The organism is Collinsella aerofaciens (genome assembly GCF_018785245.1).
Classification (GTDB): domain Bacteria; phylum Actinomycetota; class Coriobacteriia; order Coriobacteriales; family Coriobacteriaceae; genus Collinsella; species Collinsella aerofaciens_AD.
Genome location: NZ_WQPL01000059.1, coordinates 30,738 through 56,332, shown reverse-complemented (window position 1 = coordinate 56,332; position 25,595 = coordinate 30,738). Strand labels below are relative to the sequence as shown.

Sequence of the window (25,595 nt, the reverse complement as noted above, 5' to 3'; positions counted from 1 at the left end):
GATGGGGCCTCGGGGGCGTTCGGCTAACTGCGGGAATGGCCTATTTGCTCAATGTGTTCGGCTGAGATCGGAAATCAACCGACCATTCTCAAGAGCCTCGGCAAAGTCATCCAAAACAGTGTCCCGTCCGATAAGCTCAGGCGGATTCATGCCCGCCGTTGGCTTAAAGGGGTTAACAGCTTTCATCATTCTGCCCTCCTCTGCTAGTTTTAACAACTTTAACAAAGTTTAGCAACTTTAGCAGAGTTTAACAGTTTTAGCAGGCTCGGCGGCTTTATGCCTTACCAATCCTGCCGGGTCCTCCCGCCCGCGCCGATACAAATAGCGCGGTGCGGCCCCTCTATATCGCCCCTACCCCAGCGAGCGGTTGAGGGAGCCGAGCTCGTCGTTACCCATGGTGCGCCACATTTGGAAGATGCAACCGCGTGCAAGGAAAAAGAAGCCGTTGTCGACCAGTTGCACGGCGGCATCCGCCAGCTGATTCGTCACGGCGGACACTGGCGGCAGCTCAAGTCCAGCCGTGCGGATGGTCTCGACCGCTTCCTCGAACGTCGGCGGCTCGCTGACGCCCATCTCGTTCATGAGGCCCTGCATTTCTTCCAGCGCGCTGCTGCCCGATTCCTCACCGCGCGGCACTAGACGGTAACAAGCCAGCGCCAGGTCGAGCTGATCGCAATTCCAATAGGCAAACGCCAAGCGGTAGAACAGGTAGCCAATTGCAGAACGATCGCTGGCAATACGTAGGCCGTGGCGCGCCACCTCGATAATCTCGTCAAAGCGCTCCAGACGCGCAAGCACGTTGATGAGCGCAAAGTGCGATTGCATGGACGAGCGCGCCAGATCGTAAAGATGGCGCACCTCGGGCAGTGCTCGTTCAAAGTCCTCTTGCTCGGCGTAAAAGCTGCAAATCTCGTGCTGGGCAAAGTACAGCGCATCGGGCGCACGAAGGATCCGCACAGAGTCGTCTTCTTCCAACACCGGTAGCACCATGCGCACCAGCTGGTTATCGCAAAACTGCGTTTGAACCGGACCTGTCGCCAAAAGCTCGGCGACGGCGCACTTAGCCTCCAACTCCTCGACAAGACGGGAAAAGCCTTCAAAAGCACCTGTACGGTCGACTTTTGCCTGCTCGCGCAATTCAACAACACGGGCCACGTATGGGTCGTCGTCCTCTTCCATGACCTCCAACTCGTCAGCCGTATCGGCAAGCAGCAGATCGCGCAGCGCCGGCGGCAGCGTGCGATGGTCATCACGCGGACGAGCATGAACCTCCGCAGGCTCAATCGTCTCCGGAGCGGTTGACTCATACGCCTCAAGCACACGCTTGCACGGCATATCGTCCATGTCCATGCTCTCAAGATCCTTGGCGACAGGCACGCAATCGGCCAGATAGGCCGCGCGCCCAAAGAAATACGTTGCAACAACGCGCTCGCCCTGCTCACTGTCGGGAGCAGCAATCTGCACATAGCAGCGCGTGATGCAGGTGCCCGCGGCAAAACACGCTGCCGCAAGCGTGAGTGCCACGCGCGCATCGTGCTCCGCGGCCCAGATCGCGCGCGCGTCCTCGTCCAGCTCGCGCCAGGCGTCATCCTGAGCGTCGTATTCACGTTGCAGCATGGCATCAACGACAGACTGCCCAAACCGAACGAGCATAATCCCCTCGGCAACGTTTGCCCGATAGGTATAGTCGAGCCGCGTGACCACGTTGAGCGCCTCAACGATTCCCGCAAAACGGGTGCGCACGTCCCACTCGCCGCCCGGCTGGCACGAAACCGTTCCCGGCTTGGCCCACGGGTTATCGCTCGAAGCCGTATCGAGCAGTCGGGGAACATCGTTGGTCGTCTTAGCGATATGCCACGAATCAAAGAGTGCACAGCCCTCAAGGCTCGGCGACGAGGCCGCGGGGGCCAATCCGGCCCCGATGCGCTCGAGGATGCCGGAAAGGCGGTTGAGACGGCACTCTATTGCAAGCAGCATGTCAATCTCGTCCTGGTCCAGCAGGCTACGATCAAAATTGAGATAGAAAAGCTTTGAACGATCAATGCGAGCCAGGCTCATCTCGGACTTGGCAGCGATGGTGCGCAGACGGGGCAAGTCAATTTCGCTCATAAGGGTGGCGGCATAGCGCTCGATACCGCTCGGATTCTCGGCATGGTCAACGCGGTAGAGCAGCGTCTCGATAGCGTCAGGTAGCGGTGCCGTGTTAAAGCCCAAAAACACCTCGACCGGCTCGGGCAACTTTACGAGCTTGATCTTGTCGACAACATTTTGCATACCCTCGTCGAGTCCGCCGGCGTCCGCCGTGCTCGCAATGGCATTTTCGGAGTCAGCGAATATCACGTAGCGCAGGAACATCGATGCCATGAACTCGCCGTAAGGAAGGGCGCGGGTCGAATTCCATGTCTCGTGGTCGGACTGCTCGCGCATGGGGCCTTCGGGAGAACCGACAGTTTGCGCACATGCGTGCATTGCACCGTTGGCTTCCCTTACCATAATCTCACCAATACTGGAATCCGACTCGTCAAGGACCAGTTCCATGTCGGGATCGTTGGGCAGCGGAGCCTCGCTGACGGGGCGGTCCACCTTGTACACCTCACCCGAAACGCTTACGTAGCCCAAAAGCGACACATGACTTTTGCCAACGAACTCGACGACATAACAAGATTCACGCTGATCCTCGCCAAAGAGTTTCCAGACCACGCCATATGAGCGTCCCGCAGGCTGCTCGGGTATCGCCGGAAAGCGCTTCTTGGGATCGAGAAACCTGAGCTTGTATGTCGGACGCTCTGCCACGAAGTATCACCCTGATCGGTCGCTTGAAGAAGGAGTGGTCGCGAATAAGTCGCGACATCTACTCGGAATCTTACACGAGTCGACAGGAAATCGTCCCTTTGGACGAAAGCACTCAAGCTGGCGCTAAAGAAAAGCCCCCGTTGCCGGGAGCTTTAATCTCAAATGGCGCGGCGTATAGGATTCCGCGCATCCGCTGCGCGGATCCGCACCGGCTTCGCCCGCCTGCCGGCGTGCTCGCCCGCGGGCTAAAAACGCTCCGCGTTTTCTTTACGCCCGCGCCTCGACCGAGGTTCGAATCCATGCGGTGTTTACGTAAAAGAAAAGCCCCCGTTGCCGGGAGCTTTAATCTCAAATGGTGCGGCGTATAGGATTCGAACCTATGACGTTCTGATTCGTAGTCAGACCCTCTATCCAGCTGAGGTAACGCCGCGACTTGTTGATTATTATGCACATGGACTGAATAATGGTCAAGCGTTTTTTCAAAAAAAGTTATTGAATTTGATTTTTACTCATTTGGACCACTTGGCGTGATCTTCGATGCATCTCGATATAAGAAAAGTCCCCGTTGCCGGGAGCTTTAAAGTCAATTGGTGCGGCGTATAGGATTCCGCGCATCCGCTGCGCGGATCCGCACCGGCTTCGCCCGCCTGCCGGCGGACTCGCTCGCTCGCTGAAAACGCTCCGCGTTTTCTTGACGCTCGCGCCTCGACCGAGGTTCGAATCTCCGCAATGCTCCCATATAAGAAAAGCCCCCGTTGCCGGGAGCTTTAAAGTCAATTGGTGCGGCGTATAGGATTCGAACCTATGACGTTCTGATTCGTAGTCAGACCCTCTATCCAGCTGAGGTAACGCCGCAACGCACGGATTATTATGCACGTGACCCCTCGATGGGTCAAGCAACAATTTGGAAAAATTTTTACGGTGCGTCGATTTGTTGCTTCGCGGATCCGCACCGGCTTCGCCCGCCTGCCGGCGGACTCGCCCGCTCGCTACGGACGCTCCGCGTCCGCTTCACGCTCGCGCCTCGACCGAGGTTCGAATCCATGGGGTGTTTCCATAAAAGAAAAGCCCCCGTCGCCGGAGGCTCTCAATTTCAATTGGTGCGGCGTATAGGATTCGAACCTATGACGTTCTGATTCGTAGTCAGACCCTCTATCCAGCTGAGGTAACGCCGCAGCGCAAGACATATAAAACCACTTTAGTTCATCAGAGTCAAGCGCAATCTCAAACTTTTTTCTCCTGGGCGTATTTACCTCACGCTGCTCCGCATACGCCAGCGCTCACCGTGCGATCGATCGGTTTTTCGACCACGTCAAACTTGGCATCGAGTTCCCCAAGGAGTGAGCGGACCCGTTGAGCGCAATCGTAATCGGCAAACGAGATGCTCAGCATTCGAGCAACCTGGTTAGATGTCCGAACCCCATAGAAGTGCTCAAGGGCCACAAGTCCCTCGTGCGCCACAAATGTCTCGACCACATGCGGCGATTCCTCAAAGCACCATTGCGTCAACGGGCCCTCGCTCGTCTGCCGTACCACCAAGCCGCCCATACCAGACGGCTCGCACGTTACCAACAGGCGCTCTCCCTCTTCGTCGCTCTCAAACAAAACCACCCGCTCGTCAAACAGTTCCATCGCGTCCCTTTCTCTCGCTCTTATCTGGTAAAAGCATAGCAGGTAGATGACTGTATACAGAACGCGTGTTCGTGTATTTTCTATTGAGCTGTCCGGACGGCATGGTATGGGCTGCGCACAAAATAGGGCGCCCCAGATGGAGCGCCCTTGCAAATCGCTTGTGCGTCTAAGTTACGCGACCGGCTCGATCTTCTCGAGGCCACCCATGTAGGGACGAAGAACCTCGGGGATCGTGATGGTGCCGTCGGCGTTCTGGTAGTTCTCCAGAATGGCAGCCATGGTGCGGCCAGCCGGCAGACCGGAACCGTTGAGGGTGTGCAGGTAGCGCGAGCCCTTGAAGTTCTCGGGGTCGCGATACTTGATGTTGGCACGACGGGCCTGGAAGTCGCCGCAGTTGGAGCAGGAGCTAATCTCCTTGTAGGCGTTGTAGCTCGGCAGCCAAACCTCGACGTCGTAGGTCTGACGGGCAGAGAAGCCCAGGTCACCGGTGCACAGGCTAATCACGCGATACGGAAGGCCCAGCTGCTGCAGCAGGTACTCGGCCTCGGCGGTCATGCTCTCGAGCTCCTCGTCGGACTCCTCCGGCTTGGCAAACTTGACCATCTCGACCTTGTCGAACTCGTGCTGGCGGATAATGCCGCGGGTGTCGCGACCAGCGGAGCCGGCCTCCTCGCGGAAGCAGGGGGTGAAGGCAGTGTAGCGGCGCGGAAGGGTGTCGGCGTCCAGGACCTCGCCAGCGTGCAGGTTGGTAAGCACGACCTCGGCGGTGGGGATCAGGAAGTTGTCGCCCGAGACGTGATAGGCGTCGTCCTCGAACTTGGGCAGCTGGCCCGTGCCAAACATGGTCTGACGCTTGACGACGATGGGCGGCCACCACTCCTTGAAGCCACGGCTGGTGTGCGTGTCCAGGAAGAAGTTGATGAGGGCGCGCTCCAGGCGGGCGCCAGCGCCACCGAGAACGGTGAAGCGGCTACCGGAGAGCTTGTTGCCGCGCTCGAAATCGAGGATATCGAGGTCGGTTCCCAGGTCCCAATGCGGCTTGAAGTCGAAGTCGAACTCGCGCGGGGTGCCCCAACGACGACGCTCGATGTTCTCATCCTCGTCCTTGCCGTACGGGGTAGCCTCGCACGGAATGTTGGGCAAGTGAGCCATGAAGTCGTACTGCTCCTGCTCGAGGGCGGTACGGCGCTCGGCCAGACCGTCGATCTTCTCGTTGACGGCGCGCACGGCCTCCTTGGCTGCCTCGGCCTCGTCCTTCTTGCCCTCCTTCATCAGGGCGCCGATCTTCTTGGACTCGGCGTTGCGCGTAGCCTGGAGCTCCTCGACCTCGGTGATGACGGCGCGACGCTCGTCGTCGAGCTCAAAGAACTTCTCGCGATCCCAAGACGTCTGGCGGTTAGCCATGGCGGTGTCGATGGCATCGGGGTTCTCGCGAACAAACTTGATATCAAGCATTAGATCCTCCGGCGATATACATTCCATTTAGGTTGCAACCTTGTACATGTATGGGCAAGTATATACTTATGAGCGTTTACGACCCAACTCAACTACGCAAGAAGGCACCCAATGGACGCAGTTTTTTCCTTTTTGTTTGGCACCAGCACCGGTTTTGCCATTCTTTTTGGCGGCGGCATCCTGCTGTTTGCGATCCTCGCCTTTGTGCTCGAGAAGCGCACGCATAAGATTTACGTCGACCGCGGGCCCAAGTCCGAGGACGAGGAAGACAGCTTCTGGGACTAACCCGCCAAAAAGGGACAGGTTTATTTTGGTCGGTTTTATCTGGGCAAACGCAAGCGCCCCGCAACTGGAATCAATCCGGTTGCGGGGCGCTTTTTGCTAAAGAGACAAAACCGCAGGAAAAACCTGCCAAAATAAACCTGTCCCCTTTTGGTCGGTTTACTGGAGAGTGGCGTCGATGGCCTTGACCAGGGCGCTGCGCATACCGGCGTCCTCGAGCGCAACGACACCCTTAATGGTGGCGCCGCCGGGCGAGCACACGGCGTCCTTCATCGCCGCAGGATGCTGCCCCGTTGCAAGCTGCAGTTTTGCCGTGCCCAGCACCATCTGGCTCACGATGCGATAGGCATCGGCACGCGGAATGCCATGCTTGACGGCGGCATCACCCAGGGCCTCGATCGCCATGGCAACAAATGCCGGGGCACAACCACCCACGGTACCGCCCACAAACAGCAGGCTCGTGTCGAGCTCGACAACGGCGCCAAGCCTACCGAGCAGGTCGAGCACCGCAGCTCGCTGCTCGCTGCTAAGCGTGGAGGCCTTCTCGCAGACGATGACGCCCTCGCCCACCGAAACCGGCGTGTTGGGCACCGTCGAGATATGCGCGACACCCGGCAGGACCTGCTCCCATTTAGCACTATCCCAAGTCCAGGCAACCGAAAGGACGACCTTGTCGGCAAGAGCGTCCTTGAGCGGTGCGAAGACCTTCTCGATCATGTACGGCTTGACCGCGGCGACTACGATATCGGACGCAGCAACAACCTCAGCTGCATCATGGCAGGCGGTCATCTCGCGCGCCTTGCAGCGATCGACCAGCGCGTCGTATCGACCCGCGCAGGCACACATGTCGCTCGCAGCCACACCGGAAGCGATCCAGCCATCGGCCATAGCGCTCGCCATATTGCCAAAACCGACAAATCCAATCTTCATATCTCATAGTCCTCTCAGACACGCTCTTCAAAACGAAAGCCATTGTCCCACGTCATTGTTTCGTATTGCCGACCTATTTGTGATACGGCTCGCCGCGGCTGATCTTGCAGGCACGGTAAATCTGCTCCAGCAGTACCACGCGCGCCAGATTATGCGGCAAGGTAATGCGTCCAAAGCTGAGCATCTCGTCGGCGCGTGCGCGCACATCATCGCTCACGCCGTCCGATCCGCCAATCACAAAGGCGATGTCGCTGTTGCCTCTCAGCATGAGGTCATCGAGGCGGGCCGAGAACTCCTCGCTCGAACGCTCCTTGCCCTCGATAGCCAGCAGGATCACATGCGCTCGAGACGGCAAGGCAGCAAGAATCGCCGCCCCCTCCTTGTCGCGCGCGGCATCCACGCCGCCCGCCTTAGCCGGGTCGATATCGGCCACCTCGCGGATATCCACCTTGGCGTAGGCACCTAGGCGCTTGGTGTACTCAGCGCACGCGTCCTTCCAAAAGCGCTCTTTAAGCTTGCCGACACAAACGACGGTGTATTTCACGCGTGCCTACTCCTTCGACTCGTTCTGGACCTTGCCGGCGGTCAGCATCTGCTCGAACATAGAGGCTGACTGCGAGAAGTCGCTCGGCAACACGACCGTCGAGGTTTTACCCGTGCGAGCGAACTCCGTCATCATCTCGGACCACTGCGTAAACATGAACAGTTGGTTGGCCTCGTCATTGCCGACACCCGTCTCTTGGATGATCTCGAGCGAATCTTTGATACCCAGCGCGATGGCCTTGCGCTGGTTGGCGATGCCCTCGCCCGCCTTTTCCATAGCCTCAGCCTCGGCGGTCGCCTCGGTGACGCGCTTGATGCGGTCGGCCTCAGCGAGCTCCTGTGCCGCAGCGCGCTTGCGCTGGGCAGCGTTGATGTCGTTCATGGAGTTCTCGACCTCGGTCGGCAGTGCGATTTTGGTGATGAGCGTCGACACGAGGGTGAAGCCGTAGGCGGCCATCTGCTCGGAAACGGTAGCGTTGACATCCTTGGCGATGTCATCCTTCTTGGCAAAGACCTCATCGAGTGTGTAGACGGGAATCGAAGAGCGCAGGGCGTCGGTGATGAAGTCACGCATCTGGTCGACGGGCTCCTGCAGCATGTAGTAGCTCTTGTAGATACCCGAATCTGCCGGGCCGGCGCCCATGTCATAGCTCACGTGGTACTGAGCAGAGACCTCAAGGCCGATGGTCACGTTGTCCTGGGTCTTAACGTCGATGCCAAAACCGTTTTTCATGGTGCGCAGGCTCACCGTGGCGGCCTTGCGGTCGATCACGGGCACCTTCATGTGGAAGCCCGCGTTGACGATGCGGTTAAACTTGCCCAGGCGCTCGATGATCACGGCATGCTGTTGTTCAACGACATAGCAGGCGTTGGGAAGCAGTAGCAACAGAATGATGATGGGAAGCAGAAGGCTCGTAAGGGCGGCAATGATACCGGAAAACAGCATGGTCTCTCCTCTGATAGGCACACGTTGGCATTAGGATACCCGTCCAAGGAGATCGTGCATAACAAAAAAGCCCCCATTGCTGGGAGCTCTTTCATTTAATGGTGCGGGCGAAAGGACGTCCGCGTATCCGCTGCGCGGATTCGCACCGGCTTCGGCCGCCTGCCGGCGCCCTCGCCAGCTCGCTAAAAACGCTCCGCGTTTTCTTTACGCTCGCTCCTTCACAGGTTCAAGTCCCTGCGATGGGCCCATAACAAAAAAGCCCCCATTACTGGGAGCTCTTTCAATCAATGGTGCGGGCGAAAGGACTTGAACCTTCATGGGGTTGCCCCCATACGGACCTGAACCGTACGCGTCTGCCAATTCCGCCACGCCCGCGTGCAGGAATTAGAATAACGGAGCGCCACCGCGAACGCAAGAACTATTTTTGAAAAAGTTGGCAGGCATTTTCCCAAGCTGCTCGCGCGATAGCCTCGGCATCCTCCCCCGTGCGATCGACACGGTCGTTAACCAGCGCATTTGCCGTAATAGAAATCATTGCGGGCTCGCACTCAAGACCGCGGATCGGCTCCGGCGCCATGTACGGGCAGTCCGTCTCAAACAAAATACGATCGAGCGGGGTTGCCGCGAATGCCTCGCGCACGTCATCGTTGCGCTTAAAGGTAGCCGCGCCTCCATAGGCGATATAACAGCCCAAGCCCACAAAGCGCTCCATCGTGGCGCGATCCTCGCCAAAGCAGTGCAGCACACAACCGGCCTGAGGCACACCTACCTCGCGGAGCACGTTGTAGGCGTCCGTGTGCGACGTGCGCTCTTGGTCGGTGTCCTCGTGCCGCAAATGTAGCTCCACCGGCACGTTGCGACGCACGGCAAGCTCAAGCTGACGCGCCATGCAGTCAATCTGCATGTCATGAGGCGCCGGCGCGACATCGTCGTCATAGTCCATGTGGTAGTCCAGGCCAATTTCGCCGATGCCAACACACAACGGATCGTCGAGTGCGGCCACAACCTGGGCATGGATATCATCGGTATAGTCCGGTGCGCCATACGGATGCACGCCGGCGAGATACTTGATCTGTGGAATATCCTGCATCGGCAGAATCTCGTGCGTCAGCCAGTCGCTATAGTCCGTCACGCTGCGTTTGTCAGCGATGGGGTCGAACATCGTCACCAACAGGTCGACGCCCGCGGCTTTGGCGCGCACGAGCGTCTCGGGCACTTCCTTGCCCCAAAATGAGAGCAGATGCGCATGGGTATCGGCAAGTGGCGCCAGCGGCTCCGGACAGACGACCGTTTTCTTTTTCTTGGTAAACGTCACGCGTTCGGCATTAAGCGACATGGGATAGCTCCTGGGCCAGACGGACAAAGTCCGCAACGTCAAGCGTCTCGGCACGCGACGTGGGCGCGATACCGCAAGTCTCAAAGGCAGCATCGAGCACGTCCTTGGCAAAGCCGTTGGCGCCCATGGAATTGCGAATGGTCTTGCGGCGCTGGGCAAATGCGGCGTCAATCACGCGAGCCACAAAGTCGCGGTCAAGCCCCTCGGGCAGCGCGCCATCAACACGGTCGATACGCACGACGGCGGAGTCCACATGCGGTGCCGGCATAAAGCAGCGCGGCGGCACCTCAAAGCGACCCGTCACCTGCGCATACAGGCCCAGCTTGGCCGTATAGCCGCCATAGGTTTTGTTGCCGGGAACTGCGGCAATGCGATCGGCAACTTCCTTTTGCACCATGACCACAGCACGCTTGAGCGCTGGCATCGTCTGGAAGAACTGCAAGATGATCGTCGCCGCCACGTTATAGGGCAGGTTCGCGACAAACACCGTGGGCTCGCCACCAGCAGCCTGCTCAATCTGTTCCGGCGTCACCTTGAGCGCGTCGCCCATGATAAAGCGGAAGTTGGCATAGTCGGCGGCATGGGCATCGAGCACCGGCTCGAGCTCGGGATCGGCCTCGATCGACGTAACGCACGCCGCCTCCTGCAGCAGGGCCAACGTCAGCGTGCCGCAACCCGGTCCGACCTCGAGCACGCACTCATCGCCCGCAAGCTCGGCTAGCTCGCAGATGCGCTCAATCACATGGTTGTCGATCAGGAAGTTCTGGCCCAGGCGATGCTTGGTCGCAAGGCCAAACTCCTCTAGCAGCTCCCTGGTTGCCGTGGGGTTTGCCAAAGGCGAAGTTGTCATGGTTGCCTCCTTAACATGGTGGCTGCATCGTAAAGCAAAAGGGCATGGACCGTTGCGGCCATGCCCTTACATCTAAACAGCAAATTGCCGATATGGCGCGCAGCGACTTAGCCCAGACGCGGGAACAGCGGGTCGCCCTTCTCGACGGGCTGGCCGCCGGCAAGCAGGCCCCAAGCGCAAACGCCCTTAAGGTCGTCACTCGTGGCCTCGCCCTCGCAGGACAGACGGCGCAGAGCCTCGGCAGAAGTCTGGGGCATGAGCGGCATCAGCAGGTGGGCGGCGATGCGGATTGCCTCGAGCAGGTTGTAGATCACAAACGCCAGCTCGTCGGCCTTGGCCTCGTCCTTGGCAAGCGCCCAGGGCTCGGAATCCTCGATGTAGTGGTTGGCAGCGTGGATGAGCTCCATGACCTCGTCCTTGGCTCCACCGTAATCCAGCACGTCCATCTTGGCCATGTAGCGCTCGACCAAACCGTCGGCGATTTTTGCCAGCGGGTTGTCGAACGCGTCGGCAGACGCCGGTTTAGCCGGGGCGCAGCCGTCAAAGTACTTTGCACTCATGTTGAGCGAGCGCGAAATGAGGTTGCCCCAGCTGTTGGCCAGATCGGCGTTGTAGACCTGCTCCATGCGATCGAAGCTGATGGCGCCGTCGGTGCCGGGAACCACGTCGGTCATAAAGTAATAGCGGTAGCCCTCGACGCCCAGCATGTCGATAACGTCCTGCGGAGCGATGGCGTTGCCGCGGCTCTTGGACATCTTCTCGGCCTTACCGGTCTCGGCATTGCGCACGGTCAGGAAGCCATGGGCAAAGACGTGCTCGGGCAGGGCCTCGCCAATGGCCATGAGCATGGCCGGCCAAATAACGCAATGGAAACGGATGATGTCCTTGCCCACGATGTGGAACTGCGCGGGCCAGCGATAGGCCAGCTCGGCACGGGCCTCGTCGGTATCGACGCCGTAGCCGACGGCCGTCATATAGTTGAGCAGCGCGTCGAACCACACATAGGTCACGTGGCCCTCGTCAAACGGAACCTGGATGCCCCAGTCAAAACTCGTGCGGCTCACGGAAAGGTCGTTGAGGCCGCCCTCGACAAAGCTACGCACCTCGTTCATGCGGAACGCGGGCTCGACAAAGTCGGGGTGCTCGTCATAGAGCTTGAGCAGCTTATCCTGGAACGCGGAGAGCTTAAAGAAGTAGGACTCCTCCTGCACGCGCTCGAGCGGACGGTGGCAGTCGGGGCACAGGTGCTGACCGACGCTGCCGTACTCCTCGTCACCCTTCTGGACCTGCGTGTCGGTGAAGTAGGTCTCGTCAGGCACGCAATACCAACCGTCGTAGCTGCCCTTATACAGGTAGCCAGACTCCTTCATGCGCTCCCACAGGTACTGCACGGCATGATGCTGGCGCGGCTCGGTGGTGCGGATGAAGTCGTCGTTGGAGATCTCGAGTTTGCTCCAAAGCTCCTTGAAGTGCGGGGCCTGGCTGTCGGTCCACTCCTGCGGCGTCATGTTGTGCTTGGCTGCGGCCTCGGCGACCTTCTCGCCGTGCTCGTCCATGCCGGTCAGGAACTTGACGTTATAGCCGGCGGAGCGGCGATAGCGAGCCTGGACGTCGGCGATGATGGTGGAATAGGCCGTGCCCAGGTGCGGATCGGCGTTGACGTAGTAGATGGGCGTCGTGATAAAGAACGAAGGCTTGCTTTGATCCATGGGGTTTGTCCTCCAGAAAAACGTTGCATACAGGGGATGATTCTAGCGCAAGGGCCGCATATCCTCCATCTATTGCATATCGAGTACCATGGCATAGACATCGCGCTTGCGGCGCGAATACTTCTGAGACAGGCGCTTGGCCACCGCAGAGGCGGGCTCCCCCTCCTCGAGCGCAGCACGGATATCCGCGCGCAGGGCCTCGTCGGGATCCACTGCCGCGGCGCCAACCGGCACGATGCCGGCCTCCTCATCCTCGCACGGTGGCGCGATGACCAGCGCAATCTCGCCCTTTACCTCGCCGCGGGCACGTAGCTCCTCGACAAGCTGGGTGGCAGGCCCACGCAAGACCTCCTCGTGCAGCTTGGTGAGTTCGCGGCAGACGGCAACCTCACGCTGGGGAAAAACCTCGGCCACGGCTTCGAGCGTCGCCACGATGCGATGTGGAGACTCGTAGAAGATGAGCGCACCGGGCACCACGGCAAGACGTTGCAGCCGACGCACACGGTCACCATGTTTGCGACCCAAAAAGCCTTCGAAGAAGAAGTGCTCACAGGGAATGCCGGACGACACGAGCGCCGTAACGCACGCAGAGGGACCGGGGATGACCTCAACGGGCACATCGGCCTCGCGCGCTGCCTCGACCAGTGCCTGGCCGGGGTCTGACACGCTCGGCATACCGGCATCCGAGGCAAAGGCGAGGGTCTCCCCCGCCAGCAGACGGTCGACCAGGCCGGCAGCACGGCTTGCAATGACATTTTCGTCGCAGCGGACGAGCGGTTTGGAAATACCCAGATGCATCAGCAGCTTTGAGGTCACGCGCGTGTCCTCGCAGCAGATGACATCGGCAGCGGCAAAGGCTTCGCCAACGCGCGGGGACAGGTCGCCCAGGTTGCCGATGGGCGTGCCGACCACATAGAGTTTGCCCGTATGGGCGCTGTTTTGCGTCATATCAACCTATTCAATCATGCCGCGCTCGAGCGTACCGAGCGCCGCGCGGGCGTCCCATGCTGCAATGCGCTTCTCGGTCTTCCACGTTTGGAAGAACCAACCGGCAGCCGGCGCAAACGAAGCCAGCTGGTTGGCGATAAACACGCGCTCGTAGGCATTGCGGCCCTCGGGCGTAACCGACGAGTTGGCAAAGATCGCCGCGCCCGACCATTCGCCCACCAGCACGGGGAACCCAGTTGAAATCGCTTCTTTAAGCTCGCGCTTGTTACGCGAAATCGCCGTCGTCAGCCCGCGGGGGCTCGTGATGTCGAGCGCATGCTCGTCGCGGTAATGGTACAGGTGAAGGTCCATGTAGACGTTCTTGTACTTAGTGCCGCGCATAAAATGCTTCCACTCGCTGGGATGCCCCGACGACGAGAAGACGACGATCTTATCCTCGGGCATATACGAACGGACGAGCTCATAGGCATCGCGATAGAAGTTGCGCAGGTAGTGCGCCGGAATGCCATCCGTCACGGTGAAGAGGCTCTTGCGGACACTCATCTGCGGCGTATCCAGCAGCTCAATGCCCAGCAGGCTCTCGGCCTCGCCGTAGCGATCGGCCAAGCGCTCGAGCACGTCGAGTGCGACATGACGACCGTTGGTGGACGAATGCCACTCGGCGACAGCCTCCGGCGTGGTGGGCGAATCGTTGGAATCGCCCTGGCCACCGGGCACAGTTGCTAGATCAAGCAGCACGCGGATGTCGTACTTGGCAGCCCACTCAATTGCACGGTCGATGTAGTCGACAACCGAGATGTAGGACGCATCGGACTCCTGCGAGCCAAAGGCATACCAGGGTACCGGCAGACGCACGGCATTGAGGCCAATCTGCGCCATGCGGCGAAAATCGTCCTCGCTCACAAACGTCTCGTAATGACGGCGCATGCGCTCGTTATAGGCGGCGGTGCCCATGGCCTCCTGCAGCTCGGCCGCGTTGGATGCACCGGTCGCCGCGTATAGCGACGGGGTAACCCAAGGCTCGGGAATGAACCAGCCAGAGAGATTAACGCCGAGTATCCTCTCCATCACTGCCCCCTTCGGATCGTGCAGGCCGAGCCTGCATCGTATTGCATAGGAAAAGTATCGTTTTGAGTATACCCGCGCGTGCGGACAGACGACCGAACGGTCTGTAAAGTGGCGCAAAAGCGGGAGGAATGTCTGGGACAGGTGGGCGCGAGCTGGTGCGCCGAGATGTACATATGCGCCGGAAGCAGGTGGCCGGAAAGCGCATCCCGTTTTTCGCAAAAGACTGGGATGCATTTTCCGTTCGAGGCCTCAACCGGAAAATGCATCCCGTTCTGAGCGCGGGATCTGGGACGCAGTTTCCGCCAAAGGCCGAAAAAGGAAAGCACGTCCCATTCTGACGCCGGATTCCGGGTCGCGCTTTCCCAAGCGACATCAAAGCGGAAAACGCATCCCACTCTGAAGCCAAATTCCGGGACGCAATTTCCGCAGAGCCCTCGATAAAAGAAAAGGACCCCTTTGCAGAGGTCCTAGTCAATTCAAGGTGGCGGGGAAGGGAATCGCGTCCGCGCGCTGCGCGGACGGACCGCTGCGGCGCTTACGCGCCTTGCGAGCTGCGCTGGCAAACGCTTACGCGTTTACTCAGCTCCGCGCCCTCATGGGTTCGATTCCATGTGGGGGCTGCATAAAAGAAAAGGACCCCTTTACAGAGGTCCTAGTCAATTCAAGGTGGCGGGGAAGGGAATCGAACCCCTGACACGAGGATTTTCAGTCCTCTGCTCTACCAACTGAGCTACCCAGCCATTTGAGGTGTGCCTTGTTTCAAGGCTTGATTAGTATAACCAAGGACGCGTTCCGGTCAACCGAGAATTTTAAAAAAGTTTTTGAGCACAGCCTCGGTTCTATAAATCGGCACGTCAGAGGCATCAGCCGGCAGCAAGAAGTTTTTCACTCAGAGCCGCACGGGCAAACTCACTTGGCGTCATCCCCTCGGCAGCCGCCCGTCGACGAATGGCCTCCTTCATTCCCAGAGGAATCTTGACCGACAGCGTTGCCGTCCCCTCACCTGAGAGCGGGGGCCGTCCATGCACGATCCCACCAACGGTGTGTTCGCCATCCGGAAACTCTCCGCGCTCGTACGACTCGCACCACGCGTCAATCATTTCATCCGTTACAACCTGACCATTAGCGGCCGTATACGTCTTGCCCATCATTGACCCCTTTGCCGAGCCTGTTCAATCTCCTGCCAAAATTTCTTCTGGACTGGAGACAAGGCATGAATGATAAGCCACCCACGGACAAGCTCCACCGCGACAAGCTCCACGCTTCGTCCGTCTGAGAGCCATCCAATTGCAAGCCATCTCGGCGGCTCGTCCTTCGACTCGCGACGAATGCACTCAGTAACCGCAAGCCAAGCGCTAAGCACCTGCTTTTCCGTCAGGTGCTTTTTAGCGTTGGGATGGATCTCAACATCCATGCATCTTCTCCTCCATCTTACCCAATTTCGTATGACAAAAGTCCACTGTCGCCAATTCTTAAGCCGGCACGCGTTGGAGAGCAGGAGTCGAAACAATGATTGAAGGACGCTCTAGTACGGCCCAGGCGCCGGGGCAGGAGCACATACACCAGGGACATACGTTTTCGTAGCGCGCGAGGATATTGCCGCGTGCATCGATGAAGGCGATGTCGATGGGATAGGCCATAAAACACGTATGGACCGAAGAGCAGCGTGGAAACGCCATGACGAGCGGCAGGCCGTTGGCGGCAACCGGACGCCGTCCCAGCATGCCGCGCAGGCGCATGACAAACGACTCCGCTACCACAAACTCGGCCGGCGTCCAACCCAGCCTGTTGAGCGCCCGCGCGTAGGCGATGTAGGACGAGACCGCGGTCACATGACCACCCCCGGACGCCATGGATCGACCGTCACCGTGCGCTTGTGCGACAACGTTGTCGGCGCCCCCAGCGGAACGCCAGCGATGCTGAGAGAAGTCGGCCACGGCTCATAGTGCATGGTGCAGGTGTAGGTCCTAAACGTACCGGATAGGGAGAGCAGACCACCATCCGATGCCTCCGCGCCTTGCTCGCTCGACACTTCGATCCGCAAGTCATAGCCTTCCATGGCATTCAGAATTTGAGTCTGAACCGTCGCCGAGGCATCGGCAGAGCTTTCGTCGCCCTCCCCCTCCGACGCCACGGCGTGCGCCAACACGATGTCGGGTACCACGCGGTCGAAGCGCGCGACAGCGCTGGCAAAGATCATGACGTTGTACACGATGAGTGCCAACACCAGCAAAACGGGCGTAACCACCGCCATCTCCACCGTCGCTTGGGCGCGCTCCTCGCGCAGACGCATGCGGATACTCATTACGACCCACCGCCCAGAGCGCCAACCAGCGTGGCGACATCGACGGTGAGTGGGATGGAGCCGCCGCCGGGCAGAGGAATCTCCGCAAGCGTGAACACCGTACCGCTAATGGTGCGTTCGACTTGATATTCCAACGCCTCGCAAAGCGCCTCGGGATCGGTCACGCCCAACGGAATACTTCGCAGTTTGTCTTGCGCTTGAGAGAGACCAGCAATGTCAGACCCCGGGCTCTTAATGACGTTGATGGAATCGGTCAGCACTGGCTTTCGCAGGCGCAAGTCACACGGCTCCAGACCCAACGCCGCCACGGACGCCGAAACGGTATCGCCGAGCCACGATGCGATGGAGCCCAACGCGCCGCTGCCCCCTCCTAGGCCTTTAATCATCTCGTCCATAAGTTCGTCGGCCGAACCTTGGATATCACCGTATCCTACGAGCAGCCGTCCCCAAACATCCATGACGCCATCGAGCACGCCGGCAACGCCGCCCGAGCGTTCCTTCAATGTCGAGAAAAATCGCGAAAGAACGTTGTTTTGCGCCGTCGCGTCATCGGGTGCCAGCACCGCGCCAGAGATAGCACCGCGATTGCCAAGCCTGACTGCCGTGTTAAACGAAGAGTTGAGCTCGTCGGGGCTCGAGATGGCACCCGTAACCGCAAAGGCGACCACGCCGTTGCGACCGGGCGGAGCGATACGCGGACGCTCGCCCGAAAGCGCTTTAATGGCCTGGTCAAACGCATTGCCCGCACGGTCGGCCTCATCCTCGGTCTGACGCTCAAGTTCGAGTTCTTTGTTGCGGCATTCGACGTAGTCTTCCAGAGCCTCTTTGAACTTATCGAAGTGGTACTCGAAGCCCCTTTCGACAGAAGTCGTTGCAATCGCAACGTACCCTAAAGACGACACACCGAAATGGCATTCGCTACACGTTTCGTGACCGTCAAAATCTGCGACGGATGCCAGCCCACCCGGCTTTCCTTTTTTGTAATTTGGACAGTCAGTCCCATAATGCAAATAGGTAACTTTATCTACTTCACTCGTGGGCCAACGCGCATCGGTATAGAGTTCAGTCGTCCGCGCCTCATCTGGATTTCGCGGAAGGAAAGGAATGCGGGCGGAAACTTTGCCGTCCTTTTCAGTTATATATGCCCGCTCGACTTCTTCGCCCGCATAAGCGAAGAACACCTTTCGTGCAGCAGAATCTGCCTGTTTTTCCGGACCCTCGCCAAGCGGTTTCTCATTTGCCAGGCGCTGGCGATAGTAGGCCTTCGCGCGATCGAGCGCCACTTGCGGTTCCCACGTAACGCTCGAAGCGTAATGCGGATTTTGAGCACCAGAGAGATCCGTTAGACTTTTCACACGCTCCCACATGCAAGAACAGCTGCTGACCGAGCCCTTGTCAGACCCGCCACAATCCGCCAGCCAAGCGCGCTCTTTAGCCTTCGCCGTGTCCTCAGAAGCCTTCCGCAGCTCCTCGGCCGCACGCTCTAAATCATCTGATGTGTCTTTAATGGTATCGGTCGAGATCTCTGACCCTTTGAGCGCAGCGAAGTCCGATTCGGATGTCCTGGGCACGGCAAGCGCCGTACCGGTATAGGCCACACTATCGGTATCCTGCGCCGACACCGCCTGCGTGGCACGCGCGGCGATCAGATATGGCAGAGCCGTCTCGATTTTCTGTAAGCCTTCCGATGCGCTTTTGGCAAACTTGTTGCGCGTTTTAATGATCTCAATCCCGGTGTCGACCATATTGCCGGCAACTGGTTCGGCACCTGGGATGAGGATGGCGACCAGGCCCGTCCCGATTGTGGCAAACCCCGCCAGCCCCAGACTCAAGATGCTCGCATCAACCACCGTGGCAGCCGTGTGATAGGACGACACTACGTTGGCACCCGCCAGCGCGCCGCTATCGGCCGCCACCTGGGTATCCCCGGCACGCGACATGCTCCATATCGCCGCGGTCGACGAAAACAACAACGTGAGCACCACTAGGATGACCACGGCAGAAGAAAGCGTGGTGTAGGCACCGTCTTCGATAAACAGATCGACACCGGCGCGGCCCATAAAGCCGCCTCGTTTGCGATGGCAGCTCGGACGGCGCGTCAAAACGCATCTAGACCAGAAACGCTTAATCCCATGCAGCAATCCACGAATCATAATCTCCCTCCAGCCATTCGGGACGCGATTGATACGAGACATCGACCTTGAGCTCAACGTAGCCGCCCTCGGCGGTACCACCCATAGCCTGCGCAAACGCACCGATCACAGGCAACGGCTTGACCTCGCCGGAAACGGACACGGACGAGACGCCACCCGCACCGGCCCGGCCAAGCTCGATATCCCACGACAACGGCCCACCGGCATGAAAGATCGAAACGTTGGGCACTGCGGCAAGCCGGCGGCGGGTGAACTCCTTAAGATCGTCGTCCTCCGCCGTCGTCGTGGTCATGAGCCGCGCGGTCTCGGCGGCGGCAGACTCCATGACCGCGCGCGTATAAAGCAGGCACACCGGTTGCAGTGCGAGAAGGATGAGCGTCAGAAACATCGGCAGCAAAAAAGCGGCCTCGACCGTAGACTGCGCCCGGTCCTCGCGCGCGATATCAATACAACGCGATGTCCTTAGCGCCCGCAGCGGCGTCGATAACCGACGTCGAGGCAACGCCATGGGATGCCGCCCGCTCAACCAGCGCCGCCAAGCATCCATCGGTGCCAGCACGCCAAAGTCCCGCAATCGCCAGCACGATCGATAGCAGCGCCACCGTGACGATGGCGTATTCCACAGTCGCTTGGGCAACCTCTTCACGCAGAACGCCATGCATTTCACGATCCCTCCTTTGAGCTTATTGTTTGCGGGACCAGGCGCACCGCGCGCAGACGACACGAAGCATCGCCAGTATCCGCGGCAACCGTCACCATATCGACCCAGCCGCGCCCATCGCGCACGATGGCGCCCCATACGTTGCCCTTAATATCGAGATAGCCGCTCAGGGCGAGCTGGGCCGTTGGCACCTCGCGGTAGGCGCGTAACATATCCGCCGCCGCCTCGGTCATCGGTCGGTCCTCGGACCATGCAAGCCGGACCGCAATCGCGTTGTCCTCAGGCGAATCCGTCGCAGTGCCAGACCGCTTGTCGAGCGTCTGCAGAAAGGTTTGCGCCGTGACAGCGACATCCGAATCGCCCGCATCTCGCGTGTCGTCTTTTTGAGACGCCACCGCCGAATCTGAGCCCGAATCAGAGGCGGTCCCAAGACGCTGCTGCCGCGCGGCGTTAAGCCCCCAAAGCACCGCCGCTATCGCCACGGCCAGGCAAGCAAACACCAGCAGCACCCCGATGGGGCGCTCGCCCTCTACAGGCTGTTGATGCCCTCGCTGATAGCGTTCCATAGATCTTGGACCTTGCCCTTAAATGCGACGATGGCGATAATCGCGATCACCACGAGCACGCCGACCAAGATGGCATACTCGGTGGTACCCTGTGCGCTCTCCTCCTGCAGTAGCTCCTTGGCGCGCTGACGAACATGTGTCACCCGGCAAAACGCCCAGCCCTGGACCTTGCCAGCAGCGTCAGTCATCGTGTTCATGTATTCCTCCCTACATCATCCCGCCTGCTCCCAACAGCGGGCCCAATATGGACAGAAGCAACGCCGGCAAGATGAGCGTGCCGGTGGGAATCAGCAGCTTGACGGGCGCACGCTCGATCTCGCGCTCAACCGCGGCGCGATGAGCCGCACGGATCTCGCGACTTTGAGCGGCCAGTGTCTCGGCAAGTGGGGCACCCAGGGCGAGCGCCTGTCCCACCGTGATGGCAAAGGTCTCGAGCGCTCGCACGTCCAGGTCGCGCGCGGCGGCCAACAACTCGTCCTCACGCGTGCCCACGCCCACCTGCCACGCCATGCAGGCCCGCTCAAGTCGAAGAGCCAGCACTGACCGGCGGTTGGCGCAGAAAATCTCAAGCGCCGCATCAAACGAAAGACCGGCCGAAAGACCCAAGCGCACAACATCGATCATCTCGGACACTTCGCCGAGCGACACTCGCGCCGGACCGCCCGCTCCAACCGCGCCCTTCATTCGCGCGGTCAGAGCATCGACCACCGAGCGACCCGCGGCAGCGACCAGCACCGCCTCGCGCTTGCAGGCCTCTGCGATCTTGCGTGCATCCGCCCGATCCAAACCCGTCGCGACAAATACACTCAGAGCGCACAGGCAAGCCGCAACTGCAACCGGGGCGCTCATAGCTCCACCCGCATAATGCGCCTGATAACCACCAGGGCAACGGCGTTGAGGGCAAGACCCAGCACCACAGCGCCCGCGCCGGCAGGCGTCGCAAGACCGCGACGAAAATCTGCCGAAAGCAGCGCCAACACCGCGCACATGCCCGTCGGCATCGCCGCGACCATATGCGCAGACATGCGGGCCTGCGACGTCTTAACATCTAGGCGGCGCTTGAGCTCAATGCGCTCCCCCACCATGCTCGACGCCTCGGACAGTAAGTCGGCAAGCGGAGCGCCGGTGCGCTGTGACACCTTAAGCGCCAAGGTCACAAGCGAAAGACCGGGGGCGTCGATGCGCACGAGCAAGTCATCGAGCGCGTCGGTCGCCGAGATGCCGCAATCGATCGCCGCCGCCACCCGCAAAAACTCGGTATGCACCGGTTCTTGCGCATGAGCGCCCACAAAGCGCATGCCCTGAGCCAGCGAATGTCCCGAGGCAAGCGACATGGAAAGTGCGGTAAACGCCTCGGGCATGGCCTCTTCTGCATCGTGTTGCTCGCGCCGGCTCTCAAAGCCATCCCGAGCGGCGCCAACGGCAATCGGAGCAACAAGTCCCAAGGCAAATCCGAGGGGCGATAACGACACCATCGTTAGTAAAATGCAGCAGACACCGCTCGAGAGCAGCAGAAACGCCAAACGCCCCGAAGCATCTTCGATCACGAGGCCAAGGCGATGCGCCGGAGCCAGCGATGCCCACGAACGGGCGATCTTTTTCAGCAGATCGTTTTCCACCAGCTCACGCGGCAGTTTCTCTGCCACCGTCTCGAGCGCCTGACGCGCCAGCTCCGCCGGCGGCACCTGCGGCACACGAGGTTCCGCCCCGCACGCCGTCGCGACAGAAAACCCTGCCAAACCCCCTACGACGAGGGGCACAGCGACCTCCATTCGTCCACCTCCTCTTGTGTGAGCGTCCCCGACCGCAGGCCTTCTGCGATAAACGGCGGCTCGCGGTCAAGCGTCCAGGTGCGCTCGGCGGCATCGAAAGTCACATAGCGCTCGAGCTCTACGCCGCCCGACGCGGCGCGACGCACCCCCGAATACGAGGAGACGAAGCGCCTGCCATCGGCGTGGCGCTCGGACATCACGATGCCGTCGAGCGCCATGGCAATCTGCTCCTCGATGAGCTCGCTCGGCAGATCGATGCCATAACGTGCAAGCAACGTCAGACGCACCACGGTCTCCTGTTCTGAGCCCGCATGAAGTGTGGTGAGCGACCCGTCGTGGCCCGTGTTCATGGCCTGCAACATGTCGCAGCACTCGGCACCGCGCACCTCACCCACCACGATGCGGTCGGGGCGCATGCGCAGGGCATTGGTCACCAGGTCGCGGATCGTCACCGCGCCCTCGCCCTCAATTGAAGCCTCGCGCGCCTCTAGACGCACCACGTGCGGATGATGCGCAAACTTGAGTTCGGCAGAGTCCTCGATCGTCACGATGCGCTCGCCGGTGGAAATCTCGCATGACAACGCGTTGAGCAGGGTGGTCTTACCAGATCCCGTGCCTCCCGCAACCGCCAGGTCCTGTCGCAGCGACACCGCGCACGACAGCAGCTGCGCATACCAAAGCGGCAGCGACCCCAGCCCCACAAGCTCGTCCAGCGAGCAGATGCGGTCCGAGAACTTTCGGATGGTGAGAATCGGTCCGTCAATCGCCACAGGCGGAATCACCGCGTTGACGCGATAGCCCGTTTTGAGGCGGGCGTTGACGATGGGGCTGCGCTCGTCGATACGGCGGCCAAGTGGCGAGATGATGCGGTCGATAAGCACACGAATCTGCTCATCATCCTCAAACGCATGCTCGATGGGGTACAAGACGCCGCCGCGTTCAAAGAAAGCCGAGCGGCAGCCGTTAATCATGATCTCGGTAACGGTGTCGTCCTCGATGAGCGGCTGCAACGGCCCCAAGCCCACCACATCATCCAAAATCTCGTCGATGATGGTCTCGCGCTCGGGCGTCGCGAGATCGGTCGGCTCCTCAACATTGAGCGCCGCCTCCACCGCGGGACGCAATTCCGAGCGGGCAAGTGCCGGGTCGATATAGGCGCTGATACGCGCCACTTCGTCGTAACCCATGCGGTCCATCACGGCGCGCTTGGTGCGTCGTTTCACCGCGCGGCGACGCCCCGCATCTACAGGCGCTGCCGCCGCTGCAGCGCCGGCAGCCTTAATCCTCGTTTGCAGGCTCATCGCTGATCACCCTCGCGCGACCAGGGAAGGCGGATACGCGGACGTTCGGTGCGCGTTGCACGGTCGGCGACCATATCGCTCCAAGGGCCGACGGCGCACCCCAGTTCCACGAGCATCTCGCGCGTGGCCTCGCGCACGCTGGTCGCAAAAGCGCTGGTCTGCCCCACTGCCTCGTCAGCGCGCCCAAACGCCATGAGCGCGGCGAGATCCTGCCCGCCATCGGCGATACGAATCTTGGAGTTCAACGCACAGGCAATCTCAAAGCGCATGGCGACGTCCTCGTCTGCCCCGCGCGCGCCAAACCGGTTGAATACAGCGCTCATGCGCGTGCGCGGCACACCTACTCGACTTGCCAGTTCAATGACGCGCGACGCCGATGTCGCGGACGACACCGCCGCATCGCCAACGACCAGGCAACGGTCGCTCGCCGCCACCGCAGCCGCCACGGCATCGCCCCAAAAGACCGAGGTATCGATAAAGACCACGTCGGATTCGCGACGCAGGACATCGAGCAGCAGCTCCACCGGACGTGCCATGAGCTCAGCTTGCTCGGGCGCCGCGACGGGACCCCAGAGCGTAACGCCCGGGGCGACGCGCATCGATGCGGCCACGATATCCGGCTCGGTGAGCGTGCCCGCCGCCGACGGCTCGATAAGTGCCGCCATATCGTGCGGAGCATCGACGCCTAACAAGTCGTAAAGGTTTCCAAACATCAGGTCCAGGTCGAGCACGGCGGCACGCAAGCCCAACAGCGACGATGTGTGTGCCATGGTGGCAACGATCGTCGACTTGCCGCAACCGCCCGAACCCGAAATGGCGCAGATGACCGGAGCTCGATGCGGCGAAGCGGCAGCGTCTGCCGGCGGCATCGGAGGCGGCGGGGCGGGCGTCGGTGACAGCGTCCCCGTCTCCCCCGCCGCAACTACACGCTGCGTCCAAGCCGGCATGGCGGCTTGTTCGGTCTGCGAGGCAGGCTCGTTCTGCGCAATCTGCTCATGCTGCATCAGCGACAACTCGCCGCACCCGGCAAAGCCCTCAACTTCGTCGAGTTCATCCGCCAGATTCACGCCGCGCACGTATCCCATATCTACAGCCGGGGAGTCGCCAGCATGCTGCGCCGGTCCTCCAGCGTCATCGTATACAAGGGGGTTCCGGGGGCGCCGACCATGCTCGGCTTCCGCTTTTCCATAATCATCAACACGCGGGCCTCTTGTAGCGCGAGGCGCCCCGGGTTCCCTATCAACAAAAGCATCGGGCTCAATCGTCATGCGCCGATCGGAATCAACCGCTCCCTCGCCCGCTCGCCCGTTGCCGCATATACTGTGCGCAGCGATGACCTCGGTCGCCCCTGCGCGAAACAGCCCCTCGATATCCGACGGATCGAGTGCTTCTATCAACACGACCACGCGACTCACGCGGCCTTCGGCCGTCAGGCGCGCAACAGTCTTGCGCACATCTTCGGTATCAAACAGAGACGCCGCGATGATGGCAGCTCCGCGGCGCGACGGAAACGCCCGCGCCATGGAAACCAGCCCGTCCAGGTCACCCACGCGAAGCACCTGTGCACCCGTATCACGGCCCTCGACTTCCCGCTGCAACAGCCCGTAATCGCCGCACGCGCAGCACGCAAGCCAGATCGCCTTCATCACTCGTCGCCTCCGCTCTTTTTGCCGCGCGCCGTGGCGGGAATCGTCAAGCTGACCGTTCCCTTGCCCGAGGCTCCCAGCAGTTCCTTGACGTCTTCGGGGTCAGCCGCCAGCGTCACCCATTCGATCTTGCCCTCGCGCGTGGCACCGGAATCCTCACTGGTATCGATCACGTACGCGCCGCACAGTCGATCGGTTACGCCGTCTTTTTGCACGTACACGTCCACGTAGCTGCCCACGCCCGTGGCACCGCCGACCGAGTGCTCGGCATCGACCGCCACCGAAACGGCGACCTTGCCCTTAGGCACCTCGAGCTTGTGGCTCTCGGCCTTGGTGTAGACATTGCAGATCACGGCGTTTTTGGGAATACGCGAAGTCGTCACGTCGCCGCGCACCTGGCGCAGCTCGGTCGCCGCGTCACGCGGCAGCAGACTCGTCAGCCATTCCTGGGTTATGACATTGGTCTCATCGAGGGTCTCGCCCACATCGATATCGCGCGCCGCGACGCATACCTCGACGCGATCGCCACCGTACTTGGCCAAGGTCTCAGCCTGGACCTGTTCGGCTTGCGAGCGGATCGACGAGCCGTAAACCATGCAGAGCAGAGCAGCGAGCACGCCCGCGACCAGACTGATGGCGATGCGCTTGCTCTTGTTCACGGCCGCTCCTCTCATGGCAGTGCCGGGCGAATGCCCGTAC

27 protein-coding genes and 5 tRNA genes are annotated in these 25,595 nt (G+C 60.5%); 1 reads left to right on the top strand and 31 read right to left on the bottom strand.

Annotation, left to right across the window (positions count from 1 at the left end):
* Nucleotides 1-48: 48 nt before the first annotated feature.
* The 7 genes from GPK39_RS09125 to serS all read right to left on the bottom strand — a co-directional run bounded on the left by GPK39_RS09125 (nucleotide 49) and on the right by serS (nucleotide 5,880).
* Nucleotides 49-189, bottom strand: coding sequence for a hypothetical protein (locus tag GPK39_RS09125; protein ID WP_215675167.1), 141 nt, complete (start codon nucleotides 187-189; stop codon nucleotides 49-51).
* A 162-nt stretch (nucleotides 190-351) separates the two neighbouring features.
* Nucleotides 352-2,793 carry a tetratricopeptide repeat protein gene (locus GPK39_RS09120; RefSeq protein ID WP_215675159.1) on the bottom strand — a complete coding sequence of 814 codons (2,442 nt, stop codon included), beginning with the start codon at nucleotides 2,791-2,793 and terminating at the stop codon, nucleotides 352-354.
* Between the two features lie 353 nt (nucleotides 2,794-3,146).
* A tRNA-Arg gene (locus GPK39_RS09115) sits at nucleotides 3,147-3,223 on the bottom strand.
* Nucleotides 3,224-3,571: 348 nt separating this feature from the next.
* Nucleotides 3,572-3,648, bottom strand: a tRNA-Arg gene (locus GPK39_RS09110).
* A gap of 243 nt (nucleotides 3,649-3,891) precedes the next feature.
* Nucleotides 3,892-3,968, bottom strand: a tRNA-Arg gene (locus tag GPK39_RS09105).
* Nucleotides 3,969-4,047: 79 nt separating this feature from the next.
* Complete coding sequence (locus tag GPK39_RS09100) at nucleotides 4,048-4,425, bottom strand: hypothetical protein (protein ID WP_215675157.1); 378 nt, start codon at nucleotides 4,423-4,425, stop codon at nucleotides 4,048-4,050.
* 171 nt (nucleotides 4,426-4,596) lie between these two features.
* The gene (gene serS / locus GPK39_RS09095) at nucleotides 4,597-5,880 is read right to left on the bottom strand and encodes a serine--tRNA ligase (RefSeq protein WP_152074052.1); all 1,284 of its coding nucleotides are present in this window, start codon (nucleotides 5,878-5,880) and stop codon (nucleotides 4,597-4,599) included.
* A gap of 111 nt (nucleotides 5,881-5,991) precedes the next feature.
* Between serS and GPK39_RS09090 the strand changes: the two genes are divergently transcribed.
* Nucleotides 5,992-6,165, top strand: a complete 174-nt coding sequence (locus GPK39_RS09090; RefSeq protein ID WP_215675155.1) for a DUF6724 family protein — start codon at nucleotides 5,992-5,994, stop codon at nucleotides 6,163-6,165.
* A 156-nt stretch (nucleotides 6,166-6,321) separates the two neighbouring features.
* Here GPK39_RS09090 and proC read toward each other — a convergent pair whose 3' ends face one another.
* The 24 genes from proC to cpaB all read right to left on the bottom strand — a co-directional run bounded on the left by proC (nucleotide 6,322) and on the right by cpaB (nucleotide 25,555).
* A complete protein-coding gene (proC, locus tag GPK39_RS09085; RefSeq protein WP_215675152.1) occupies nucleotides 6,322-7,092 on the bottom strand; it encodes a pyrroline-5-carboxylate reductase in 771 nt (256 codons plus the stop codon).
* Between the two features lie 73 nt (nucleotides 7,093-7,165).
* On the bottom strand, nucleotides 7,166-7,636 hold the full coding sequence (rlmH, locus tag GPK39_RS09080) for a 23S rRNA (pseudouridine(1915)-N(3))-methyltransferase RlmH (protein WP_099432630.1): 471 nt from the start codon (nucleotides 7,634-7,636) through the stop codon (nucleotides 7,166-7,168).
* 6 nt (nucleotides 7,637-7,642) lie between these two features.
* Complete coding sequence (locus tag GPK39_RS09075; protein WP_215675150.1) at nucleotides 7,643-8,581, bottom strand: SPFH domain-containing protein; 939 nt, start codon at nucleotides 8,579-8,581, stop codon at nucleotides 7,643-7,645.
* 288 nt (nucleotides 8,582-8,869) lie between these two features.
* Nucleotides 8,870-8,956, bottom strand: a tRNA-Leu gene (locus tag GPK39_RS09070).
* A gap of 43 nt (nucleotides 8,957-8,999) precedes the next feature.
* Nucleotides 9,000-9,917 (bottom strand): TatD family hydrolase, encoded by a 918-nt coding sequence (locus GPK39_RS09065; protein ID WP_215675148.1) that lies wholly within the window; start codon nucleotides 9,915-9,917, stop codon nucleotides 9,000-9,002.
* Nucleotides 9,907-10,767 carry a 16S rRNA (adenine(1518)-N(6)/adenine(1519)-N(6))-dimethyltransferase RsmA gene (gene rsmA, locus GPK39_RS09060; protein ID WP_215675146.1) on the bottom strand — a complete coding sequence of 287 codons (861 nt, stop codon included), beginning with the start codon at nucleotides 10,765-10,767 and terminating at the stop codon, nucleotides 9,907-9,909. Before rsmA ends, GPK39_RS09065 begins: the two co-directional genes overlap by 11 nt.
* A gap of 107 nt (nucleotides 10,768-10,874) precedes the next feature.
* A complete protein-coding gene (metG, locus tag GPK39_RS09055; RefSeq protein ID WP_215675144.1) occupies nucleotides 10,875-12,476 on the bottom strand; it encodes a methionine--tRNA ligase in 1,602 nt (533 codons plus the stop codon).
* Nucleotides 12,477-12,545: 69 nt separating this feature from the next.
* Nucleotides 12,546-13,424 (bottom strand): 16S rRNA (cytidine(1402)-2'-O)-methyltransferase, encoded by an 879-nt coding sequence (gene rsmI, locus GPK39_RS09050; protein ID WP_215675142.1) that lies wholly within the window; start codon nucleotides 13,422-13,424, stop codon nucleotides 12,546-12,548.
* Nucleotides 13,425-13,430: 6 nt separating this feature from the next.
* A complete protein-coding gene (locus GPK39_RS09045; RefSeq protein WP_215675140.1) occupies nucleotides 13,431-14,492 on the bottom strand; it encodes a glycoside hydrolase family 5 protein in 1,062 nt (353 codons plus the stop codon).
* A gap of 667 nt (nucleotides 14,493-15,159) precedes the next feature.
* Nucleotides 15,160-15,232: transfer RNA gene (locus GPK39_RS09040), tRNA-Phe, on the bottom strand.
* Nucleotides 15,233-15,355: 123 nt separating this feature from the next.
* On the bottom strand, nucleotides 15,356-15,640 hold the full coding sequence (locus GPK39_RS09035; RefSeq protein WP_035137167.1) for an ATP-binding protein: 285 nt from the start codon (nucleotides 15,638-15,640) through the stop codon (nucleotides 15,356-15,358).
* Entirely contained in the window at nucleotides 15,640-15,906 is a 267-nt protein-coding gene (locus GPK39_RS09030) for a hypothetical protein (RefSeq protein ID WP_215675138.1), read from the bottom strand. The genes GPK39_RS09035 and GPK39_RS09030 overlap by 1 nt, the downstream gene beginning before the upstream one ends.
* Nucleotides 15,907-15,964: 58 nt before the next feature.
* The gene (locus tag GPK39_RS09025; protein ID WP_338404412.1) at nucleotides 15,965-16,324 is read right to left on the bottom strand and encodes a DUF192 domain-containing protein; all 360 of its coding nucleotides are present in this window, start codon (nucleotides 16,322-16,324) and stop codon (nucleotides 15,965-15,967) included.
* Nucleotides 16,321-16,797, bottom strand: a complete 477-nt coding sequence (locus GPK39_RS09020) for a TadE/TadG family type IV pilus assembly protein (protein WP_215675134.1) — start codon at nucleotides 16,795-16,797, stop codon at nucleotides 16,321-16,323. The genes GPK39_RS09025 and GPK39_RS09020 overlap by 4 nt, the downstream gene beginning before the upstream one ends.
* Entirely contained in the window at nucleotides 16,797-18,950 is a 2,154-nt protein-coding gene (locus GPK39_RS09015) for a hypothetical protein (RefSeq protein ID WP_252204863.1), read from the bottom strand. Before GPK39_RS09015 ends, GPK39_RS09020 begins: the two co-directional genes overlap by 1 nt.
* Nucleotides 18,922-19,458: a TadE/TadG family type IV pilus assembly protein gene (locus tag GPK39_RS09010; protein WP_215675132.1), complete on the bottom strand. Its 537-nt coding sequence runs from the start codon at nucleotides 19,456-19,458 to the stop codon at nucleotides 18,922-18,924. Before GPK39_RS09010 ends, GPK39_RS09015 begins: the two co-directional genes overlap by 29 nt.
* A complete protein-coding gene (locus tag GPK39_RS09005) occupies nucleotides 19,394-19,612 on the bottom strand; it encodes a hypothetical protein (RefSeq protein WP_215675130.1) in 219 nt (72 codons plus the stop codon). The genes GPK39_RS09010 and GPK39_RS09005 overlap by 65 nt, the downstream gene beginning before the upstream one ends.
* A 1-nt stretch (nucleotide 19,613) precedes the next feature.
* Complete coding sequence (locus GPK39_RS09000) at nucleotides 19,614-20,177, bottom strand: hypothetical protein (RefSeq protein ID WP_215675128.1); 564 nt, start codon at nucleotides 20,175-20,177, stop codon at nucleotides 19,614-19,616.
* Nucleotides 20,141-20,374 (bottom strand): hypothetical protein, encoded by a 234-nt coding sequence (locus GPK39_RS08995; protein WP_252204861.1) that lies wholly within the window; start codon nucleotides 20,372-20,374, stop codon nucleotides 20,141-20,143. Before GPK39_RS08995 ends, GPK39_RS09000 begins: the two co-directional genes overlap by 37 nt.
* Nucleotides 20,375-20,384: 10 nt before the next feature.
* Nucleotides 20,385-21,026, bottom strand: a complete 642-nt coding sequence (locus GPK39_RS08990; protein WP_195621199.1) for a type II secretion system F family protein — start codon at nucleotides 21,024-21,026, stop codon at nucleotides 20,385-20,387.
* On the bottom strand, nucleotides 21,023-21,916 hold the full coding sequence (locus GPK39_RS08985; RefSeq protein ID WP_232219721.1) for a type II secretion system F family protein: 894 nt from the start codon (nucleotides 21,914-21,916) through the stop codon (nucleotides 21,023-21,025). Before GPK39_RS08985 ends, GPK39_RS08990 begins: the two co-directional genes overlap by 4 nt.
* A gap of 5 nt (nucleotides 21,917-21,921) precedes the next feature.
* On the bottom strand, nucleotides 21,922-23,250 hold the full coding sequence (locus GPK39_RS08980; RefSeq protein ID WP_006235095.1) for a TadA family conjugal transfer-associated ATPase: 1,329 nt from the start codon (nucleotides 23,248-23,250) through the stop codon (nucleotides 21,922-21,924).
* The gene (locus GPK39_RS08975) at nucleotides 23,247-24,896 is read right to left on the bottom strand and encodes a nucleotide-binding protein (protein WP_215675126.1); all 1,650 of its coding nucleotides are present in this window, start codon (nucleotides 24,894-24,896) and stop codon (nucleotides 23,247-23,249) included. The genes GPK39_RS08980 and GPK39_RS08975 overlap by 4 nt, the downstream gene beginning before the upstream one ends.
* The gene (cpaB, locus tag GPK39_RS08970) at nucleotides 24,896-25,555 is read right to left on the bottom strand and encodes a Flp pilus assembly protein CpaB (RefSeq protein ID WP_022094089.1); all 660 of its coding nucleotides are present in this window, start codon (nucleotides 25,553-25,555) and stop codon (nucleotides 24,896-24,898) included. Before cpaB ends, GPK39_RS08975 begins: the two co-directional genes overlap by 1 nt.
* Nucleotides 25,556-25,595 lie beyond the last annotated feature (40 nt).

Excerpts from the sequence above, each read along its gene's own strand:
- GPK39_RS09125 (WP_215675167.1), bottom strand. The coding sequence starts at position 189 with ATGATGAAAGCTGTTAACCCCTTTAAGCCAACGGCGGGCATGAATCCG.
- GPK39_RS09100 (WP_215675157.1), bottom strand. The coding sequence starts at position 4,425 with ATGGAACTGTTTGACGAGCGGGTGGTTTTGTTTGAGAGCGACGAAGAG.
- serS (WP_152074052.1), bottom strand. The coding sequence starts at position 5,880 with ATGCTTGATATCAAGTTTGTTCGCGAGAACCCCGATGCCATCGACACC.
- GPK39_RS09090 (WP_215675155.1), top strand. The coding sequence starts at position 5,992 with ATGGACGCAGTTTTTTCCTTTTTGTTTGGCACCAGCACCGGTTTTGCC.
- proC (WP_215675152.1), bottom strand. The coding sequence starts at position 7,092 with ATGAAGATTGGATTTGTCGGTTTTGGCAATATGGCGAGCGCTATGGCC.
- GPK39_RS09075 (WP_215675150.1), bottom strand. The coding sequence starts at position 8,581 with ATGCTGTTTTCCGGTATCATTGCCGCCCTTACGAGCCTTCTGCTTCCC.
- GPK39_RS09065 (WP_215675148.1), bottom strand. The coding sequence starts at position 9,917 with ATGTCGCTTAATGCCGAACGCGTGACGTTTACCAAGAAAAAGAAAACG.
- rsmA (WP_215675146.1), bottom strand. The coding sequence starts at position 10,767 with ATGACAACTTCGCCTTTGGCAAACCCCACGGCAACCAGGGAGCTGCTA.
- metG (WP_215675144.1), bottom strand. The coding sequence starts at position 12,476 with ATGGATCAAAGCAAGCCTTCGTTCTTTATCACGACGCCCATCTACTAC.
- rsmI (WP_215675142.1), bottom strand. The coding sequence starts at position 13,424 with ATGACGCAAAACAGCGCCCATACGGGCAAACTCTATGTGGTCGGCACG.
- GPK39_RS09045 (WP_215675140.1), bottom strand. The coding sequence starts at position 14,492 with ATGGAGAGGATACTCGGCGTTAATCTCTCTGGCTGGTTCATTCCCGAG.
- GPK39_RS09035 (WP_035137167.1), bottom strand. The coding sequence starts at position 15,640 with ATGGGCAAGACGTATACGGCCGCTAATGGTCAGGTTGTAACGGATGAA.
- GPK39_RS09030 (WP_215675138.1), bottom strand. The coding sequence starts at position 15,906 with ATGGATGTTGAGATCCATCCCAACGCTAAAAAGCACCTGACGGAAAAG.
- GPK39_RS09020 (WP_215675134.1), bottom strand. The coding sequence starts at position 16,797 with ATGAGTATCCGCATGCGTCTGCGCGAGGAGCGCGCCCAAGCGACGGTG.
- GPK39_RS09015 (WP_252204863.1), bottom strand. The coding sequence starts at position 18,950 with ATGATTCGTGGATTGCTGCATGGGATTAAGCGTTTCTGGTCTAGATGC.
- GPK39_RS09010 (WP_215675132.1), bottom strand. The coding sequence starts at position 19,458 with ATGGCGTTGCCTCGACGTCGGTTATCGACGCCGCTGCGGGCGCTAAGG.
- GPK39_RS09005 (WP_215675130.1), bottom strand. The coding sequence starts at position 19,612 with ATGCATGGCGTTCTGCGTGAAGAGGTTGCCCAAGCGACTGTGGAATAC.
- GPK39_RS09000 (WP_215675128.1), bottom strand. The coding sequence starts at position 20,177 with ATGGAACGCTATCAGCGAGGGCATCAACAGCCTGTAGAGGGCGAGCGC.
- GPK39_RS08995 (WP_252204861.1), bottom strand. The coding sequence starts at position 20,374 with ATGAACACGATGACTGACGCTGCTGGCAAGGTCCAGGGCTGGGCGTTT.
- GPK39_RS08990 (WP_195621199.1), bottom strand. The coding sequence starts at position 21,026 with ATGAGCGCCCCGGTTGCAGTTGCGGCTTGCCTGTGCGCTCTGAGTGTA.
- GPK39_RS08980 (WP_006235095.1), bottom strand. The coding sequence starts at position 23,250 with ATGAGCCTGCAAACGAGGATTAAGGCTGCCGGCGCTGCAGCGGCGGCA.
- GPK39_RS08975 (WP_215675126.1), bottom strand. The coding sequence starts at position 24,896 with ATGAAGGCGATCTGGCTTGCGTGCTGCGCGTGCGGCGATTACGGGCTG.